The sequence below is a fragment of the Desulfosarcina ovata subsp. ovata genome, from assembly GCF_009689005.1.
GTDB lineage: Bacteria > Desulfobacterota > Desulfobacteria > Desulfobacterales > Desulfosarcinaceae > Desulfosarcina > Desulfosarcina ovata.
Genome location: NZ_AP021879.1, coordinates 4,753,970 through 4,771,715, shown reverse-complemented (window position 1 = coordinate 4,771,715; position 17,746 = coordinate 4,753,970). Strand labels below are relative to the sequence as shown.

The window sequence follows — 17,746 nt, the reverse complement described above, 5'->3', positions numbered from 1 at the left end:
CAGCGATTTTCATTTCATCGGTCGCCAAACAGGCCCACCGTCTGCCCATCTTTCAGGTTGACCAGCCCCTCTTCACAAATGCGCAGGTAGGGGATCGCCGCGCCGGTCAGGGTCACCAGGGTCAGCATGGGGTCGGGCAAGGCAACGCCGAGTCCCGCCAACGCCTGTTTGATGGTTTTGCGCGCCTCGATCAGCTCGTCTATGGAGCGCTCGGAAAGAATTCCGAAAACGGGCATGGGCAGTTCGGCGACCACGCGGCCGCGATCACAAACCACCGTTCCGCCTTGTAGTTCCCGGATGCGGTTGACGCACAGGGCCATATCGGTTTCGCTGGTACCCACGACAATGATGCAAGACGTATCCCATGCGGCACTGGACGCCATGGCGCCCGAACGCAGACCCAAGCCCTTGATCAGACCGATGAAACGCTTGCCCGGTCGATGGGTCCGGTCAATGGCCGCAATCTTGGCCAGATCGTTGTCCGGGTCGGCGTGGATCGCCCCGCCCGTGGCCGGGAGTGTCATCGTCACTTCCCGGGTAACCAGATCCGTCACCATCTCGATGACACGAACCGTTGCGGTCTCCGTGTCCGCTCCGACGGGCAGGTGAAAATCCGACGGCCGTACGGCTTCGGGAAGCCGGATGCTGTTCAGGCTCTCCACGGAAAAACTATGTTTGCGGGGCGTCACCTCCAGATGGCCATCCCTGGAGACAACCCGGCCGTTGCAGATCACACAGGTCGCCCGGATGGTCGCCGGGTCGGGAATCAGTACCATGTCGGCCAGTTTGCCGGGGGCGATTCCGCCGATGCGGTCATCCAGGCCAAAATGTTCCGCCACGTTCAGGGTCGCCATCTGCACGGCGGTGACCGGATCGAAGCCGGAGTCAATGGCCTTCTGAACGACGTATTCCATATATCCCATCTCGATCAGGTCTTCGGGGGAAATGCCGTCGGTGGTCAGAATCAGGCGCCGGGTGTCAACCCCCGTCTCCCGGATGGCGGCAATATCGGCGAGATCGCGCCGGATGCTCCCCTCGCGCACCATCACATAAAGGCCCAACCGAAGCCGCTCCAGCACCTCCTCGGCCTTGATCGGTTCGTGGCATGAGGAGATCCCGCAGGCCGCATAGGCCTGCAGCTTGTCGCCCCTGGCACCGGCGGAATGCCCTTCCAGCAGCTTGCGATGGGCCAGGGTTTGCGAAAACGCCGGCAGATAGGCGTCCGGGTCCTGGATCACCGCCTGCCAGTAGGCTTCGCCCAGACCGACGATCTCCGTCTGCTGCAGCAATTTCTCGAGATCGGCGGGGGCAATGCCCGTGGCGGCCCGGCTGACGGAGACCATGGCCGGCGCGGTGCCAAAGAACCGGATCGGCTGGTCCTTGAGAGAGGCCAGAAAATCCAGTACGCCGGGCAAACCGGCCACCGGATAGACTTCCAGGGTCTCGGTGACAATACTGGTGGTCCCGCCCCGGGCCGCGTACTCGAGAAATTCGCCGGCGGTGAACAGCCAGGCGATATGGGCATGCCCATCGATCAGCCCGGGAATCAGGGTGGCGCCCCCGGCATCGATGATCTGAGTCCCATCGCCGATGGCCGGTCCGGCATCCGGCCCCACATAGGCAATCCAACCGCCGCTGGTGCATACCGACTGGTGGTCCAGGATTTCTCCAGTGTAGACATTGAGCAGCCGGGCATCGACAATGGCAAGGTCGGCGGGGGTGCGCCCGAGGGCGATATCCATCGGCTTTGGATCGGTTGGCATGGGTTGCGTTTCCTTTTTCATCGGAAGTGGGTGGATGGCGCGAAGGCGCATGGGGCCGTTTCCCGAATGGATCAATCTTTTCTCACCCGCAGAAACGAGGCGAAACGGGGAATCCCGTTTTGCGTAAAGCCCTGAAATTTAAAAGTGACAACGGCCCCCACCGGTGGCGGGTGCTGCCGTTGCCGCAGGGTAAATCCGCTGCCCAGGTTGAAAACCACGCCGCTTTCAAGCCGAAGGGCAAGGCTTCCCAGCATCCCGCTGAACCGACCTTTGCCGGGGTTGTGAGCGATCACGGTCCCTTCCATGTCGCTGAAGCGCTTGACCTTCAGCACATACGGGCTGCGGCCGGCGTGGAATTCCGGCGCCGGGTCCTTGACGATCACCCCTTCGCCGCCAAGGGCCTCGACGCTTGCCAGGAAACGGTCCAGGTGCTCCCGGCCCCGGCAGACCTGCTGCTCGATGATGCGCACGTGCGGGGCGGGATGCGTCTGAAACCACGCCCGGGCCTTTGCCAGCCGGGCAGGAAAGTCGCCGGGCGCTGCAGGAGCTTCAAAAATGTTGTAGGTGATCTCCCGCCACCCTTCCGCGGGCACCCGGTCCAGGACGGTATTCTGCACGAAGGCAAAATCGTTTCTCCGGCGCCACAGCTCGCCATCCAGGGCAAAAGGCGGAAAGGGCCGGGTGAACCATGCGGGCGCGTGAATCGTTTTGCTCTGACGGGTGAGCAGTCGTTCGCCGTTCCAGTACCCGCGGATGCCGTCGAGTTTTTCGCTCATCAGCCATCCGGCAACCGCTTGGCTGCCCGTGTAACCGCTGGCCTTTTGAAGGGACGGCGGATCGGCCGCGACCGTACAGATGGAATAGACGAGGACGATCCAAGCCCCGATAACCGAACGAATGGTAGCGATGGGCATGGGCGATTCTCCTGTTGCCCTGGCGGGTGAGCACTCGTTTTGATCGCAAAGATCGTCAGAGTTGATTGACATCAAAACCGCCCAGCCGGTTCAAGGCGAACGCCAGTTCAAGCCCTCTGAAACCGGCAAGATGGCCGCAAATGCGGTCACGGACGACATCCAGCCCCCCCGCCTCCATATCTTTGATGACCCGCTGGACCACATCGCGCAGGGGGCGGCTGCCGTCCATATATTTTTTTGCGTACTGCATGGCGTATCCGATGGCATGGGTCTGGGAAGCCTCCACGAGTTGCTCGAGGTCGGTGAGATCGACCCGCTGCTCCCCGAAAACCAGGCGGTACGCATCCTGGGCATGGATCCGTTGTTTTCCGTATGCGTTGACCGGATCGATGCTGCCGGGCAGCGGAGCACGTGCACGGACGGCAAGCGAGGCCGGGCCGCTTTCAACCGCTCGTTTTACCGGGAACGATTCGGCAATCCGGTGGGCGCGGGCGGTCACATCCTCGGGCCGGTAATGGATCATCTGGATCACATGGTCGGCCACATCGAAATAGTCACCCACACCGCCCAGCACCAGCACCGTCGATATCCCCCTTTCCGTGTAGAGCTGCCGGACCCGGTCGATAAACGCGGTGATCGGTTCATCGCGCCGGTTGACCAGCTGCTGCATCTTGCGGTCGCGGATCAGAAAATTCGTCGCGCAGGTATCTTCATCCATCAGCAGGACCCGGGCGCCGGCTTCGATGGCCTCGATGATCGTGGCCGCCTGGGATGTGCTGCCACTGGCATTCCGGGTGCTGAACGCGGTGGTGTCCTTGCCAAAGGGCAGGTTGTCGATAAAACCGGAAATGTCGGTTTTGACGACGGATCGCCCCGAATGGGATCTGACCTTGACCGTCTGGGCAAGGGAAACGCACTGCTGCCGGCCGTCCCCCGGAACATGGTTATAGATCCCCAAGGCCAGGGTTTCGAGCAGGGTCGATTTGCCGTGATACCCTCCGCCGGTGATCAGGGTGACGCCTTTGGGAATGCCCATGCCCCGGACTTTTCCCGCATGGTGCAGGTCGACGTCAATGCGCAATGCGGCGGGAACGCTGAACGGGATCAACGGCGTATCGGTCCCGGGCCGATCACTGGTTCCGCTTTCCCGGGGCAGGATGGCCCCTTCGCCAACAAAAGCCACCAGGTCGAGCGGGTCAAGCATCGCGCGAAGCGATTCGGCGTCTTCAGCCACGGCGATATGCTCGTTCAATGCCCGGGCGTCGACATTTTCCCGGCGAAGGGCCTGGTCGACAATCACCGGCAGTTCATCCAGGAGCATGACATTTGCTGTGACGGCATCGATCGTCCGGCCGTTGGCCGGAAGTCCCAAAAAACAGCGTACCTCGATCATCGTATCGGTGACGACCACGCTGTTGCGCGCCAGAATCGCCTGCCCGGGCGGCTCGATCGTGATCATGCCGCTGCGGCCGGTTCCGCGCCTGCCTTTGCCGATACCCAGGCAGGCCGTTGCAAACCGCCTGGCCAGAAAATCGGCAAAGGCGATCGTCTGCACCCGTGAACGCAGATCCGGATTGACGACCCGCCGATCGTCACGGTGCAGCTGGATTCGATAAACGCCGCTGTGGGGCGGAGCAAAGGGATCCTTGGGGATTTGCTGGACGACCAGTTTGAACAGGTCAAAGTCATAACTGCCCCGGATGGCCTGGTAATGGGTGTAATCCCGGCCATCGATGGCAGACAGCTTTTGTTTCAATTCTGACCGTGACAACATTTTTTTACCCCTTGGTGGCGTTCATGGCTTGACTGTTGGGGGGGCGGTCAGCGATTGAACAGCATTGAATGGACGATACTGCTCACCAGCTTCGGGTTCTCCTTGAGCCGCCGGGTGGCGTAGCCGAACCAGTGGCGGCCATAGGGCACGTAAACGCGCATGGTGTGCCCGGCTTCGATAATGGTGCGCCGCAGTTCCGGCGTGACCCCGTACAGCATCTGAAACTCGTATCGGTCGGTTGGCACCTGGTAAGTGTCGATCAGCGAGTGGGCGCCATCGATCAGGTCGCGGTCATGGGTGGCAATGCCCGGATAAATGCCGTTTTGAAACATGAATTCCAGATCTTCCAAAAAGTGGTCGTTGATCTCGTCGTGACGCTGGAAGGCCACCCGCCACGGCTCGGCATAAATCCCTTTGCACAGCCGGAGGTTGAGCGGGGTCGCCGGGGTATGCAGATCCACCAGGCTGTCCAGATCGGCCCGCGACCGGCGCAGGTAGGCCTGCACCGCCAGTCCCACATGGCAGGGATATTCCGCATGCAGACGCCGGAAGAGGTCGATCTCGCGGTCGACGCAGGCGGAATCCTCCATGTCGATGCGGATGAAGTTACCGTAACCGGCCGCCTTGGCCACGATGTCGTGGATGTGGCGGTAACACGCCTCGGCATCGATCAACAGGCCGAACATGGTCGGTTTGACCGAGTAGTTGCCGTCGATGCCACTTTGCTGGGCCGTATCGATCAGGGCCAGGTATTCGTCACGGTTTTTTTCGGCCGCCTGGATATCCTGGATAAATTCACCCAGAATGTCGATGGTGGTTTTCGCACCAAGGGCATTCAGTGCCCGGCAGGCGGCCATGGCCGCTTCGAGGTTGTCGCCGGCGATATAGCTGCGCGAAAAAAGCCAGACCACGCGTTGGGGCATCAGCGGCAGGGTGGCGGCAATGAACCGGTTGAACATAAAAAGGATTTCCTCTATTTGTTATCGGCTCCCGCATAGCGGTCCTGGATGGCACGGATAAAGGCGAATCGGTTGAGAAAGATTTCCACCAGTTCGGGGTCGAAATGGGAACCGGCGCCCTGACTGATGGTCTCGATACTGTTGGCTTCATCCCAGGGGGCTTTGTAGCAGCGCTTTGAGCTGAGCGCATCGTAAACATCCGCGATGGCCACGATTCTGCCAAAGATGGGGATCTCTTCACCTTTTTTGCCGGGCAGCGGCATGCCGTCTTTGCTTTCGTGACCGGGCAGCGGCGCGCCCGTGGCCGGATCCACATGGCCGGGATAACCACTTCCATCCCACTTTTCGTGATGGTTCAGCGCAATCACGGCGGCGGCCTCGTCGTAGTCGGACTGCAGGTTGGAAAAGAGCCGGGCGCCCTGGATGGTGTGTTGCTTCATGATCTCGAACTCTTCGTGGCTCAACTGGGACGGCTTTTTCAGGATCAGATCGGAGGTGGCCACCTTACCCACATCATGGAGCATGGCGGCCATGCGCAGCACGTCGCGGGTTTTGTCGATCTCTTTTTGCGGTATCTGGTGACGTTTGGCCCAGTGCTCGTAAATTTCAAGGGAAAAGTCGGCCACGCGGTTGACATGGGCCCCGGTTTCCATGGGGTCGCGCATCTCCGCCATACGGATCATGCGCAGGATCATGGCCCGGGTCATCTGGGCACGTTCCAGCGCAACGGCAGCGATGCCGGCAAAGTGGAGCATGACTTTTTCGTCACTCTCGCTGAATTTGCGGATACGTTTTTCCCGGTCCTGGGGGTTGATCATCTGCAGGATGCCCAGCACATCCTTTTTTGAAGTCATCAGCGGGATGGTCAGCATGGCGCGGGTCACATACCCGGACGCTTCATCGAATTGCCGGCTGAACCGATACTGCTTCTCTGGTGACAGCCTGTAAACATCCGGGATGCTAAGCATTTTTCTGGTGGATGCGGCATATCCGGCAATGCTGTCCGGATTGATCGGCACGGAAAAGGTCGAATAGATCAGTTTTTCTCCCGCAGCCAGTTTGCTCTGCAAGGTGTCGTTCTGGGAATGGGCAAAGTTGAGGTGGTCGCCTTCGCGGATATAGATCGATCCGGCATCGGCGTTGACGAACTGGCGTGCCCGCGTCAGCACCCGTTCCAGGAGAATGTCCAGATCATGGATCCGGTTCAGCTCGATTCCCAATACCATCAGGGTATCCAGTTTCTGCTTTTCGCTAAGCATGGCGGCGATGCTCCTGGAAAGATACGTGTGGCGATTATCCTATACAGCCGGAAGCGGGCCCGTCAACTTAAAAAAGCGGCTTGGAGGCTGTCCCGGTTTTCCTCTATAGGCATATGAGGATAGATTGCAAGGCTGTCTGTTTCTGTTAATATGGGTTTGTTTTTTTAAAAAATATTATAAGCATTGTGCCGAATTTGACAAACCGTCCCAAAATGCCTACTGATTACCAACCATCCTGCAGGCACAATGATTCATTATTGTGGAGAGAAAAACCATGACACAAATGTTATCTACCAAAGAGGTGGCCAAGTTTTTGGGTATCAATGAGAAGATGGTCTACACCCTGATTTCGGAGAAGGGGCTGCCCGCATCCAAAGTGACGGGCAAGTGGATTTTTCCCCGCCATCTGGTTGAACAGTGGGTGGAGACCAATACGGTGAACTATCCCCAGAGCGAGCGAATGTTGCCCCCCTATGACGGCTTGCTGGTCATTGCCGGAAGCAACGATATTTTACTGGAGAAAACACTGTCCATTTTCAACAGCCGGCATCCGGGGCACATGGCCGTGTTCGGCAACCTGGGCTCCGTGGGGGGACTCAATGCCTTGCGCCGCAATTTGTGCCACCTGGCCACCAGTCATCTGCTTCAGGAGAACGGGAACGAGTACAATTTTGATTTCCTGCAGCGTCAATTTGAGCGTATGCCCGTTGTGGTCAATTTTTGCAAGCGGGATCAGGGAATTCTGTTGCAAAAAGGAAATCCTCATCATATTAGTGAGGTTAGCGACCTTGGAAAATCCGGCCTGCGCATCGTGAACCGTTCCCTGGCCACGGGAACCCGCCTCCTTTTTGATCGTGAACTCAAAAACGTGGGTCTTGCCGGTGAGCGGATCAGCGGTTACGACCATGAGGTCAACCGGCATATGGACGTCGGCCTGGAAATCCTGAGCGGCCGGGCCGATGCAGGGCCGGGCATCCGTCCGGTGGCGTCGCTGCTGGGGCTTGATTTTCTGCCCCTGCGTCAGGAACGCTATGATCTTCTGGTCACCCGGGAGCGTTTTTTCGATCAGGGAATCCAGTATTTTCTCAGCCTACTGCACGAAAAGGCCTTTATCGAGGCTGCCGAAGGGATGGCCGGTTACGATGTTTCCAAAAGCGGTAAAATGATTTTTCCCCACGAACTGGAACCCGCGGAAACCGAAGAGACGTCATGACGATTTTTTGATTTTCCCACCCCCAATTAACAAAAAATAAAGAGAGGATGCATAGGAAAATGAAAAAACTGACAACGGTTTGTATAATCCTGGCACTGAGTCTGATGGTGGCCCTTCCGGTAATGGCTGCCGACAAGGTGTTGATGATGGCCACCACCACCAGCACGGACAACACCGGTCTGCTTGATTACCTGAGGCCCCATTTCACCAAAGCCACGGGAATCGAATGGAAGTGGACCGCCGTGGGTACCGGCAAGGCCCTCAAGCATGGTGAAAACTGTGATGTGGATGTGCTCATGGTGCATGCACCGGCGGCGGAAAAGGAATATGTGGACAAAGGGGCGCTGATCGACCGCCGGGAGATCATGTACAACGATTTCGTGATTATTGGCCCTGCGAGCGACCCGGCCGGGATCAGGGGCAAGAGCGTGGTTGATGCGCTTGCCTCCGTGCGTGCCAAAGGAGCGGTTTTTGCCAGTCGTGGCGACAACTCCGGTACCAATAAAAAGGAGATTTCCCTGTGGAAAAGTGCCGGCGGCGATCTTCCTGAAAAAGAGAGCTGGTACGTGCAGACCGGCCAGGGGATGCTGGCCACCATCAATATCGCCAACGAGCGGAATGGCTACACCATGACCGATCGCGGAACCTACATCAAATACGCCGACACCATGAAGGGCAACCCGCCGCTGAAGGTGCTCGTCGAGGGGGATGCCATCCTGCTCAACCAGTACAGCGTCCTGGCCGTCAACCCGGCGCATTGCCAAAATGCCAAATATGACCTGGCTACCGCCTTTTCGGATTGGATCGCCGGTGCCCAAGGCCAAAAGCTGATCCGTGATTTCAAGTTGCTCGGCAAGCCCCTTTTCGTCCCCAACGCGAAATAGATGGATATTGATGCCGAAGAATTCCAGAAATCGTTCCTGCCGGCCATAATAAGCCGATAGGCAGGAAAATAACCATCAAAAGGGGGCCCTGGCCCCCTTTTTCAATCTTTGAAACATTTCCATGGATTTCATTCTTGCCGGTTTTATCGAAGCGATCCGCCTGCTCTTCGGTGGCGATGCCCAGACGTGGTCGGCCGTCTCGGCAACGCTGAAGGTCTCCACCGGGTCCATGCTGACCAGCCTCCTGCTGGGAATCCCCCTTGGATTCATCCTGGGCTACTTCGATTTCCCGGCCCGGCGCCAGGCCCGGCTGCTGGTGGACACGGCCCTGGCCCTGCCCACGGTGTTCATCGGGCTGCTGGTCTATGCGTTTATTTCCCAACGCGGCCCCCTGGGGGGAATGGGGCTTTTGTTCACCCTTCCCGGCATCGGCATCGGCCAGACCATTCTGGCCCTGCCCGTTGTTACCGCCCTGAGCGCCACGGCGGTGGAGAGCATGGACCGTCACTTGCGCATCCTGCTGATCTCGCTGGGGGCCAGCCGGCGGCAGTTGCTGATCAGCAGTTTGTGGGAAGTTCGTTTTGGTTTGCTGGCCGCCGGTTTGGCGGCTTACGGCCGGGTAATGACCGAGGTGGGCATCTCCATGATGGTGGGCGGGAACATCAAATGGCACACCCGTACCATCACCACCGCCATTGCCCTGGAGACGGGCAAGGGGATGTTTGCCACCGGTATCGCATTGGGGCTGGTGTTGATTGCCATCGCCTTTGTGGTGAATGTGTCGCTCTCTTTTTTAAGGAAGAAATAGATTCTCAGGGTCACGGCCACCTGGCCGGACCGTAAACGCAAACCGCGCATCCGTTGCCTGCGGATGCCTGCCCGGAGCACCCTGCTTTGACCCAACCCATTTACCGGATTGAGAACCTGATCCAGCGCTACCATGGCCGACCGGTGCTGACGATCGACCGGCTGGAGATTCAACCGGCCTCCATCATGGGGCTTGCCGGACCCAATGGCAGCGGCAAGAGTACCCTGCTCAAATTATTGGCCTTCACCGCTCGACCGGATGAGGGGCAGATTCTGTTCAACGGTTCACCGGCCGCCCCTTTCGATGATGCGGTACGCTTTCAGGTCACCCTTTTGACCCAGGAACCCTACCTGATGAAGCGGACGGTCTTCAACAACATCGTTTACGGGTTGCGGGTCCGGGGGCAGTGTGGCGATTGCACGGCGGTTGTCCATGACGCCATGACCCTGGTCGGGCTGGATCCCGAGGTGTTTGCCCATCGCCAGTGGAGTGAACTGTCCGGCGGCGAAGCCCAGCGGGTGGCGCTGGCCGCGCGGCTGGTGCTGAAACCGCTCGTGTTGCTTCTTGACGAACCCACCGCCAGTGTGGATGCCGCTTCCAGTGAACTGATCCGGTCCGCGTCCCTGAATGCCCGACGCGAGTGGGGAACCACCCTGGTGATCGCCAGCCATGATCGGGAGTGGCTTTACGATGTGTGTGACGAGGTGGCGCAACTGTTTAAGGGGCGGTTGACCGGGACCGGCAGAATCAACACGCTTTTCGGCCCGTGGGAACCCGGCGATGGTGGGACCTGGTATAAGCGACTCGGCAACGAAACCCGGATGGCGGTATCCAAACCACCCCATGCGGACGCCATCGCCTTTATCGAGCCGGCGGTCTTCCGGATCCTCACAAAAGACGAATACCCCGCCGCCAGCGAGGCCTCGATCCGGGGCACGGTGACCCGTCTCTCCCTTGAGCGGCACAGCGGTTTTCTGTTTGCCGACGTCCGGGTGGGTGCCTTTACCCTGGTGGTGCGGGTTGAGGAGGCTCACCTGGCCGCCATGACCCTCCACCACGGATGGCCGGTGACCCTGGCTTACCGGCCCGAGCGAATTCGCTGGCAGCCCTGACGAATCAGAAACTGTAGCCAATGGAGATATGCCAATACCCATCGGCTTCACCCTCTTCCCGGTTCAGTTTATGGCCGTAGAGCAGGCCCATGGGACCGATGGGGGTGATGTAGCGCAAGCCGAGGCCGACAGATGAACGGAAGCTGTCCGATCCCGCCTCCACGAGTGCGTTCTGGACACTGCCGATATCAAAGAAGGTGGTGAGTTCCAGATTCATCCCCAGGTCGACGCGCACCTCCAGGCTGCCCACCATGGCAGTTTTGCCGCCCACGGGATCGCCCTCCTCGTCGATACGCAGCAGGTTTTCCCCATAGCCACGCACATCCTGGATTCCGCCCAGAAAAAAGAGCTGGTCGTCCGGCACGTCACCATTCTCGCCATAGGCGATGACCTGGCCGATCCGCACCAAGCCAGCGACGGTGATGCCTTCGAAAGGGGTCCGGTAGATGCGGTTGTCAATCTGGTAGCGCACGAAATTGTCCGCATCTTCGTCGATGCCTTTGGAAATGTCGACACTGAACGATGAGAAGACGCCTTTTCTGGGGCGCACGAAGGAATCCCGGGTGTCGTAGCGCAGGGATGGGGTGATGACGAAATCGGTTCGGGTACTTTCATTGGCCTCGTCGGTGACGCGGTCTTCCACGTTGAACTGGTCGCGGCGCTCCAGGCTGAAATTCAACGCCGACAGCAGGTGCGCGCCCCAGCTCCGGCTGAAGGCCAGGGAGCCGCCGGTGGTTCGGGTGCCGAAGGTCTGGTTGAACTCCGTCTCTTCCTCATTGTAGATGCCGAGGCTGGCTGTCGTGCGGGTTCCCAGAAAGCGGGGATCGGTCAGGCGGGTCTCCACCCGATAGCCGGTTTGGCTGATTTCTCCACTGGCCGACAGGGCCTTGTTGATTCCCAAAAAATTGCGGTCGCCACCGGAGGCCCGGCCATAGAGACCGCTGTCCGATTCGTACCCCACCCCGAATTCGGTGTAATAGGGCGCCTTTTCCCGGATATCCACGAACAGATTGACCATCTCGTCCCGCTCCTTCAGACCAAGGGTGCGATAGTTGACGCTCTGAAAAATATCCAGATCCCTCAATCGACGCTGGCCGTCGTAGAGGGTGCGCAAGGCCAGCGGATCTCCCGGTTGCGCGCCCAGTTCCCGGCGAATTACGCCTTCATCGGTACGAAGGTTGCCGGCAATGAAGATCTCTCCCAGAAAGACCTTAGGCCCTGGTGTGATGCGGTGCACGATGTCGGCCCGGCTGCGGTCTTCACTGAAGGCGACCTGGGCATCGACCGTGGCGTGGGGGTAGCCCTTTTCGGCAACCAGGCTGGCGATGGCCTCCTTTTCCGCCTGCAGGGCCGGCTGGCGAAACGGGGCGCCGACCCGGTGGACCAGTACTTTTTGGGCGTCACCGGTTGAGAGTCCGGTTCCCTTCAGACCATTGATGGCAATCGTACGGACCATCGTCCGGGGGCCTTCGTTCACGGCCAGTTCCACAGCCACCCGGCTTTTGTCGGCATTATAAGCCAATTGGGGACTCACCTGACGATTTTGAAAGCCGTTTTGCATATAGAGGGTGGTGACTGAGAAAACGTCTTCCTCCAGGGTCTCGGGGACGAACGCCCCATCGTGAAGCAGGCCGGGTGGACGGGTGAGCACCGCTTTTTTAATCTCCTTGGTGGCCAGTGCCTGGTTCCCGCTGACATCCAACGATTCAACGAGGGTTTCCGGTCCTTCCTGGATGGTAAAGCGGATGTGTTGACGGCTTTCCGGCGCATCGGCAGACGGAAGGATCTCGGCCTTGATGCGGGCATCAAGAAACCCCGCATCCCGGTAGCGGCGCTTCATGTTTCGGATGCTCCTGCGCACGCCAATATTGTTGCGGTTGCCGTCACGGAAAAGAACGATATCCTTTTTCAGGGTCAGGTTCCAGAATCGGTGGTTGCCCACCATGCTGACGTGGGTGCGTTTTCCTTCGTTAATCGTGACGGTAACATCCACATGGCGGCTGTCGTCGGCCATGCGGGTTTCATAAGAAAGCGTTGCATCGACGAACCCTTTTTTGCGGTAGAGGGCCAACAGCGCATCGGCGTCCTGTTTGAGATGATACGAGCTGAACCGGCTGCCACCGGGAAGCAGGGTGACTCGCCAGACGTGCATGTGCCGTTTGAGCGTGAATTCCGATATGGCCCGGCGTCCGTCAAACCGGAGTGATCCCAGTTGGTACGCGGGCCCTTTCCGGATGTTGACAACCAGTGTCTCTTTTTCGTCTTCATCTTGCCCGATGGCCTCGATGGATACCTGGGGATCGATGTAGCCTTCTCTTTTATAACGGTTGCCGATGGCCACAGCCTGGGCGGCCAACTGATCGCGGGCATACGGATCGCCGGGATAGAGGGTCATCGCATTGAGCACATCCTGGTCGAACAGGGGGGGATTGCCACGGATGCGGATATCTTTTATGTAGTGATACGGTGTCAGGGTAAACACCAGCGTTTGGCCCTGATGGGAGTCGCTCGTATCCACATGGATGGCAGAAAAACGGCGGCTTAGGGTAAGGGCCTCGACGGAGGCCCGGATACCCGCATCGGTAATCGTGGCACCGGGCTTCTGGCGGATCAGGCGTCGGGCCATTTGGGCGTAGGTCGCCTGCCTGTGGGGACGATCGTTGATGATCACCTGGATGTCGTCTATCACCGAAGTCGCATCGTCTGACGTGAACGGCGCGTTCGGAGAATGGGTCGGCTCGGCGGCAAGGCTTCCGCTGTTTCCGCAAAACCCCATCCACAGGACCAGGACGTAAAAAATCCACCCGGCATTTTTCGGATATGATATCAAGGGACGGCTCATCTGAATTCGATCCGGAAAGAGAGTTCTGTTCCATAAACCCCCTTGGAATCTTGAAATCCGCTGACCAGAATGTTCTCCAGCAGCTTGTATTCGGTAATGGCCCGCTGGAGGAGTTCACCGTCGCTGCTTTCAACGGCATATTTAACGGTTATTCGGTTCGAGAGGTGTTTTCCCACCGTGACTTTGACATCGGCGGCGTCATCATCTTCACTGCTGTCGGTTTCCACCTCCAGGATGTCGACGCCGGTCGCTTTCTTGATATCCTCGCCAAAGGTGTCGGCAAGCATCTCGGCCATGATCTGGCTGCTGGACCGCTGGTTGCCGCCCTCGCCGGCGGTCAGTTCACTGGCGGTTCGGCCGAAAAGGATCAGCGAAAGAATATCCGAATTGGTCTCCGACGGCACAGACGACAGTTCAAGCTTCAGGTTGTCCGGTGTGCCCTGGAGCGCCAGGGTGATGGTCCAGTCCCGGATGGTGGTTTCGCTTTCGATATCGATTTCCGCATCGGTTTTATAGGGGTTGACGAAATCGATGACACCCTTGTTGACCGTAAACGTCCGCCGTTGGAAATTGACCGTGCCGCTGGTAACCTCTGCCCTGCCACTGACGATGGGTAGGGCCAGGGTGCCTCCGATGGTCAGGTCCGGACTGATTTCCAGATCGGCCAGGTTGTTCTCCACCTGAAAGGGCTGCCGATGGGAAACTCCGATATCCAGGTTGACCTTGTCAAAATAGGGAACCTGAATAGGGCGGGATGCCGGTGACACGGACCGTTGACGGGTGACGGCCATCTGCAGCAAGTTGATCTTGACGTCTTTGTAGTAACTCCCCTCCACCAGAACGATTTCGCCCTGGGCCGTGGCCTGCCGGTTGCTTCCGGTGATGCGGATGTCGCTGTTGAGCAGCACGCTCAAGGTGTCGGGAACCGCCACCGGCAAGGCTCGGGCAGCCAGAGTGAGATCAAGGTTGGTGGGGGTGAATGAGTCATGCGTGATTCTGCCGGTCAGCCGGAACGTGCCCGTATCCAGAAAACCGCTGACATCCTCGAACCGGACGGTGTTTGTGCCGATAAGGATTCGGCCGCCAAGGTCGTGCAGGCGCTGGTCGAGCCCGGGGATGGTCATGGCGATGCGGTCCAGTTCGACTCGGGCATCGATGCGGGGCTGGGTTACCGATCCTTCGATCCGGCCGTCCAGCACCAACTGTCCCGTGGCGTCGGCCAGGTCCTCCCTGATCACTGCGATGGCGGCGATGGGAATCCGGCCGGCGATGGATAGATCGAGGTCGCCGTCCATTCGGGCATCGCCCTTGACGCGCAAACGGCCTGTGGAGAGCAGGGACAGTTCCGATTCGGGAATGGTCAGCTGCCGGCCGGCCAGTTTCAGGGCCAGTCGGTCGGATTGGATCAGCGGTGTATTGTTGAAGAAGAGTTGCAGGTCGCTCAGTTCCGCCAGAGTGTCGGCTTCATCGATCGCATGGATATTTCCCGAAGCCTCGATTCGGCCGGTGAGCGTGCCGCTGGCCTCGGGCCTGCCGAAGGCCCGGAAGTAGGCGGCGGTTTCGGTTTTATCGAAGATCAGCGCGCCTTTGAAATCCCCATGCTGCAGGTCGTAAACCGCATCCACGCCAAAATTGAGATGGCCTTTCACCCGGGCCTCGTGGTCATTCAGACTGACGCTCAGATCGATATCCGCCATGGGCTCCTCATTGATCCGGATGGCCGATGCGGTCAGTTGACCGTCGATATCCGGATCGTCGAGACTGCCCCGGGCCCTGAGGCCAAGTCGCAGCAGGCCTTGGGCGGGCAGGCGCCCTTGAAGCGCCTGGATGCTTTTCAGGGCGATGCCGTCGGTCATCAGACGAAGATCGAGACTTTTGTCCAGCCCCACCGATCCGTCGGCAACCATCGTTTCGCCCGGTGCCAGGGTGGCCGCCAGCCGATTCAGCCAGATCCGCTGATTTTCGAATCGGGCGTCGAGGTTCACTGATTCAATCGGCTGCCCGGCGATATCGATACCCGTGCCGTCCAGACGGAGTGCCGCCTTCAGGGATTTCAATGGGCCACTGACCTTCAGTCGTGCATCCCATTGCCCGTCGAGCGGCGGGTCCGGCATGAAATCGCTGATGGCGGCCTTGTCGATGGTGAGTTCCAGCCGGTTGTCGAATTCAGGATCGATCCTGCCGGCACCCGGGATCAGGCGCGTGCGGCCGCTGCCCCATATCCGGGACGCCCGGTTTTTAACATCCAGGCGACGCAGGTTCAGAATGCCGTCGGCGGCCATCTTAGCGTCGATGGCCAGGTCGCCGAGGGGGTAACCGTCCACGTTAAGGCCCGTGGCCGCAAGATCGATTGAGAACTGGGGCTGGTGCAGATCACCGCCAACGGTGATGGCCGCGTTGCCGGCGCCCCGGACCGACGGCTGCCCGACAACGGCCAGGGGTCGCGACAGATTCCAGGCCTGGACCCGAAGCTCGCCGGCAATCGCCTGGTTGTCCATCTCAAAGCGGGCGTTGCCGGTGATGGAGACATCGTCGCTGGTGGCATCCAGGCGGGTCAGCGTCAGTTTGCCCTCGTCCAGTTGGGCCTCCAGGTCCACGCTGGCGTCGATCGGCTGGTCCATGCCGGTGGTCAGCAGGTTTTGGCCCCTTGCGTTCAGGGTCAGGCGGGCCGAGCACGCCTCGGGCCGCACGCCGCTGCCGGCAAGGGTTAGGCGACTTTCCAATTGGCCCTGGATGGTGGATGCCAACGCCATCCAGGGATTCAGATCGGGCGCCGTCTGGGTCAGGCTCAGGTTGTAGGCAATCGCATCCACATCCGGCGCCGACGTCAGAAACCCGGCGGGAAAGGCGTTCCGCAGGTCGACCGTGCCGTCCAGGCGCACCGCCCCGCCGGCCAGTTGCCAGGCTGCCGGTCCGATGGTGGCCAGACGGTCCTTGAGGACGACGGCGAACTCGGCGCGATCCAAGGGGTGGCCGGCCACTTGGCCGGTGTCCAGTGCAAGGACCAGGTGCGCAGCAGGGTCGCTCAGCCGGCCGTTCAGGTCGAGCCTGCCGGTCAACCGGCCGGCATAGGGACCGTCCAGGTTCAAAACGTCCTTCAGTTCGGCAAATTCGCTTTGGAGTCTCACTTGGCCGTTCACCACCGGGTCGGCCACCAGTTGGTCGATAGCCGCCTGAAGGTCCAAGGTGGTCTGGCCGATGGCGAATTGAAGGATAGGAATTTCCAGCCGGTCACCGTCCAGACGAGCGTTCAGCCGGATTCGGGTCGGTTGGGGATGAATGCCGGTGCCGGTGGTTTCCAGCCGTTGGACCTGAAGATCAAGCAGGGCCTGCCGGTGCATGAGATCGCCGCTGGCCGATAGGGTCATGCCCTCGGCCGTCAGATGGACATCGTCTCCCGGCGCATCGAAGACCAGGCAGCCATCGGTAAGTTTCAGGGATTGGCAGGTGATGTTGAACGGCAGTGCGCCTTGGTCGTTTTCTTCGGTCGCGGCAATTTTTTCATCCGGCTGTACCAGGGCGCGGATCAGGCTCAAGCCGGTTTCCGGATCCTGGACCAGCTTGGCCCAGGGGGTTTGGAGCAACAGGCTTTGCACGCGGAGTTCACGTTGCAACAGCGGGTGCCAGGCGAGACGAACGGCAAGATGGGTGAATCCGGCCAGGGCGTGCCCTTGGGGATCGCGAAGGGTCACATCGTCCAGGTCCACCCCCAGCGTGAGGATCCGCAGGCGCTGCGTTCCTATGGTAATACTGCCGGGAATGCCCGTGTTGATGCGTGCTTGCAGCCAATCGCGCCCCAGCTTGGAATTGATCCATAGGTACCCACCCGAAATGAGCATTGGAAGGGCGACCATCAGGGCGATCACGATCAGCAGCAATGATTTTTTCAGGGGGCGCATGGGCGTGAAAAATACCGCCTTCGGCGAAAAAGAACAATCCCTAAAGCGGGATTCCGTGATAGCGGCTTGATGCCACGCCCGCCGAGCTGGCATGATTCGTCGGCGAGTACCGCCAGCTCTCCCCACGAGCTTTTTCGAACCGCAGAAGAACGACGAGGACGGAATACAGTTAAACGGATTAAAGCAATGTAGAACCTGCGGATTACCGAACAAGGTTTTATTGAATCTGATAAATAGAACATGAAGACTCAAATCGAATTCAGCACCGCCGCCATAGGAAGACATGGCATCCTTTGCCGAGGCGGAGCCCACATATCAT

The 17,746-nt window shown here is 59.4% G+C and carries 11 protein-coding genes; 4 read left to right on the top strand and 7 right to left on the bottom strand.

Going from position 1 to position 17,746, the window contains the following annotated elements:
- Positions 1–14 precede the first annotated feature (14 nt).
- The 5 genes from GN112_RS21085 to GN112_RS21065 form a co-directional block, all read right to left on the bottom strand.
- Positions 15–1,763: an adenine deaminase C-terminal domain-containing protein gene (locus GN112_RS21085; protein WP_155312024.1), complete on the bottom strand. Its 1,749-nt coding sequence runs from the start codon at positions 1,761–1,763 to the stop codon at positions 15–17.
- 71 nt (positions 1,764–1,834) lie between these two features.
- The gene (locus GN112_RS21080; RefSeq protein WP_155312023.1) at positions 1,835–2,677 is read right to left on the bottom strand and encodes a DNA ligase; all 843 of its coding nucleotides are present in this window, start codon (positions 2,675–2,677) and stop codon (positions 1,835–1,837) included.
- 55 nt (positions 2,678–2,732) lie between these two features.
- Positions 2,733–4,451, bottom strand: coding sequence for an ABC-ATPase domain-containing protein (locus GN112_RS21075; RefSeq protein ID WP_155312022.1), 1,719 nt, complete (start codon positions 4,449–4,451; stop codon positions 2,733–2,735).
- 47 nt (positions 4,452–4,498) lie between these two features.
- Positions 4,499–5,410, bottom strand: coding sequence for a proline dehydrogenase family protein (locus tag GN112_RS21070; RefSeq protein WP_155312021.1), 912 nt, complete (start codon positions 5,408–5,410; stop codon positions 4,499–4,501).
- A 14-nt stretch (positions 5,411–5,424) separates the two neighbouring features.
- Positions 5,425–6,669 (bottom strand): HD domain-containing phosphohydrolase, encoded by a 1,245-nt coding sequence (locus GN112_RS21065; RefSeq protein ID WP_155312020.1) that lies wholly within the window; start codon positions 6,667–6,669, stop codon positions 5,425–5,427.
- Between the two features lie 274 nt (positions 6,670–6,943).
- Between GN112_RS21065 and GN112_RS21060 the strand changes: the two genes are divergently transcribed.
- The 4 genes from GN112_RS21060 (at position 6,944) to GN112_RS21045 (ending at position 10,686) form a co-directional block, all read left to right on the top strand.
- Positions 6,944–7,882 (top strand): substrate-binding domain-containing protein, encoded by a 939-nt coding sequence (locus GN112_RS21060; protein WP_155312019.1) that lies wholly within the window; start codon positions 6,944–6,946, stop codon positions 7,880–7,882.
- Between the two features lie 59 nt (positions 7,883–7,941).
- Positions 7,942–8,766 (top strand): ABC transporter substrate-binding protein, encoded by an 825-nt coding sequence (locus GN112_RS21055; protein ID WP_155312018.1) that lies wholly within the window; start codon positions 7,942–7,944, stop codon positions 8,764–8,766.
- A gap of 121 nt (positions 8,767–8,887) precedes the next feature.
- On the top strand, positions 8,888–9,574 hold the full coding sequence (locus tag GN112_RS21050; protein ID WP_155312017.1) for an ABC transporter permease: 687 nt from the start codon (positions 8,888–8,890) through the stop codon (positions 9,572–9,574).
- Between the two features lie 86 nt (positions 9,575–9,660).
- The gene (locus GN112_RS21045; RefSeq protein ID WP_155312016.1) at positions 9,661–10,686 is read left to right on the top strand and encodes an ATP-binding cassette domain-containing protein; all 1,026 of its coding nucleotides are present in this window, start codon (positions 9,661–9,663) and stop codon (positions 10,684–10,686) included.
- A gap of 4 nt (positions 10,687–10,690) precedes the next feature.
- Here the strand turns inward: GN112_RS21045 and bamA are convergent, their stop codons facing one another.
- Positions 10,691–13,516, bottom strand: a complete 2,826-nt coding sequence (gene bamA / locus GN112_RS21040; RefSeq protein WP_162459055.1) for an outer membrane protein assembly factor BamA — start codon at positions 13,514–13,516, stop codon at positions 10,691–10,693.
- A gap of 8 nt (positions 13,517–13,524) precedes the next feature.
- Positions 13,525–17,427 (bottom strand): translocation/assembly module TamB domain-containing protein, encoded by a 3,903-nt coding sequence (locus GN112_RS21035; RefSeq protein WP_162459054.1) that lies wholly within the window; start codon positions 17,425–17,427, stop codon positions 13,525–13,527.
- Positions 17,428–17,746: the final 319 nt, after the last annotated feature.

Coding starts and splice junctions, on each gene's coding strand:
- GN112_RS21085 (WP_155312024.1), bottom strand. CDS start 1,763: ATGCCAACCGATCCAAAGCCGATGGATATCGCCCTCGGGCGCACCCCC.
- GN112_RS21080 (WP_155312023.1), bottom strand. CDS start 2,677: ATGCCCATCGCTACCATTCGTTCGGTTATCGGGGCTTGGATCGTCCTC.
- GN112_RS21075 (WP_155312022.1), bottom strand. CDS start 4,451: ATGTTGTCACGGTCAGAATTGAAACAAAAGCTGTCTGCCATCGATGGC.
- GN112_RS21070 (WP_155312021.1), bottom strand. CDS start 5,410: ATGTTCAACCGGTTCATTGCCGCCACCCTGCCGCTGATGCCCCAACGC.
- GN112_RS21065 (WP_155312020.1), bottom strand. CDS start 6,669: ATGCTTAGCGAAAAGCAGAAACTGGATACCCTGATGGTATTGGGAATC.
- GN112_RS21060 (WP_155312019.1), top strand. CDS start 6,944: ATGACACAAATGTTATCTACCAAAGAGGTGGCCAAGTTTTTGGGTATC.
- GN112_RS21055 (WP_155312018.1), top strand. CDS start 7,942: ATGAAAAAACTGACAACGGTTTGTATAATCCTGGCACTGAGTCTGATG.
- GN112_RS21050 (WP_155312017.1), top strand. CDS start 8,888: ATGGATTTCATTCTTGCCGGTTTTATCGAAGCGATCCGCCTGCTCTTC.
- GN112_RS21035 (WP_162459054.1), bottom strand. CDS start 17,427: ATGCGCCCCCTGAAAAAATCATTGCTGCTGATCGTGATCGCCCTGATG.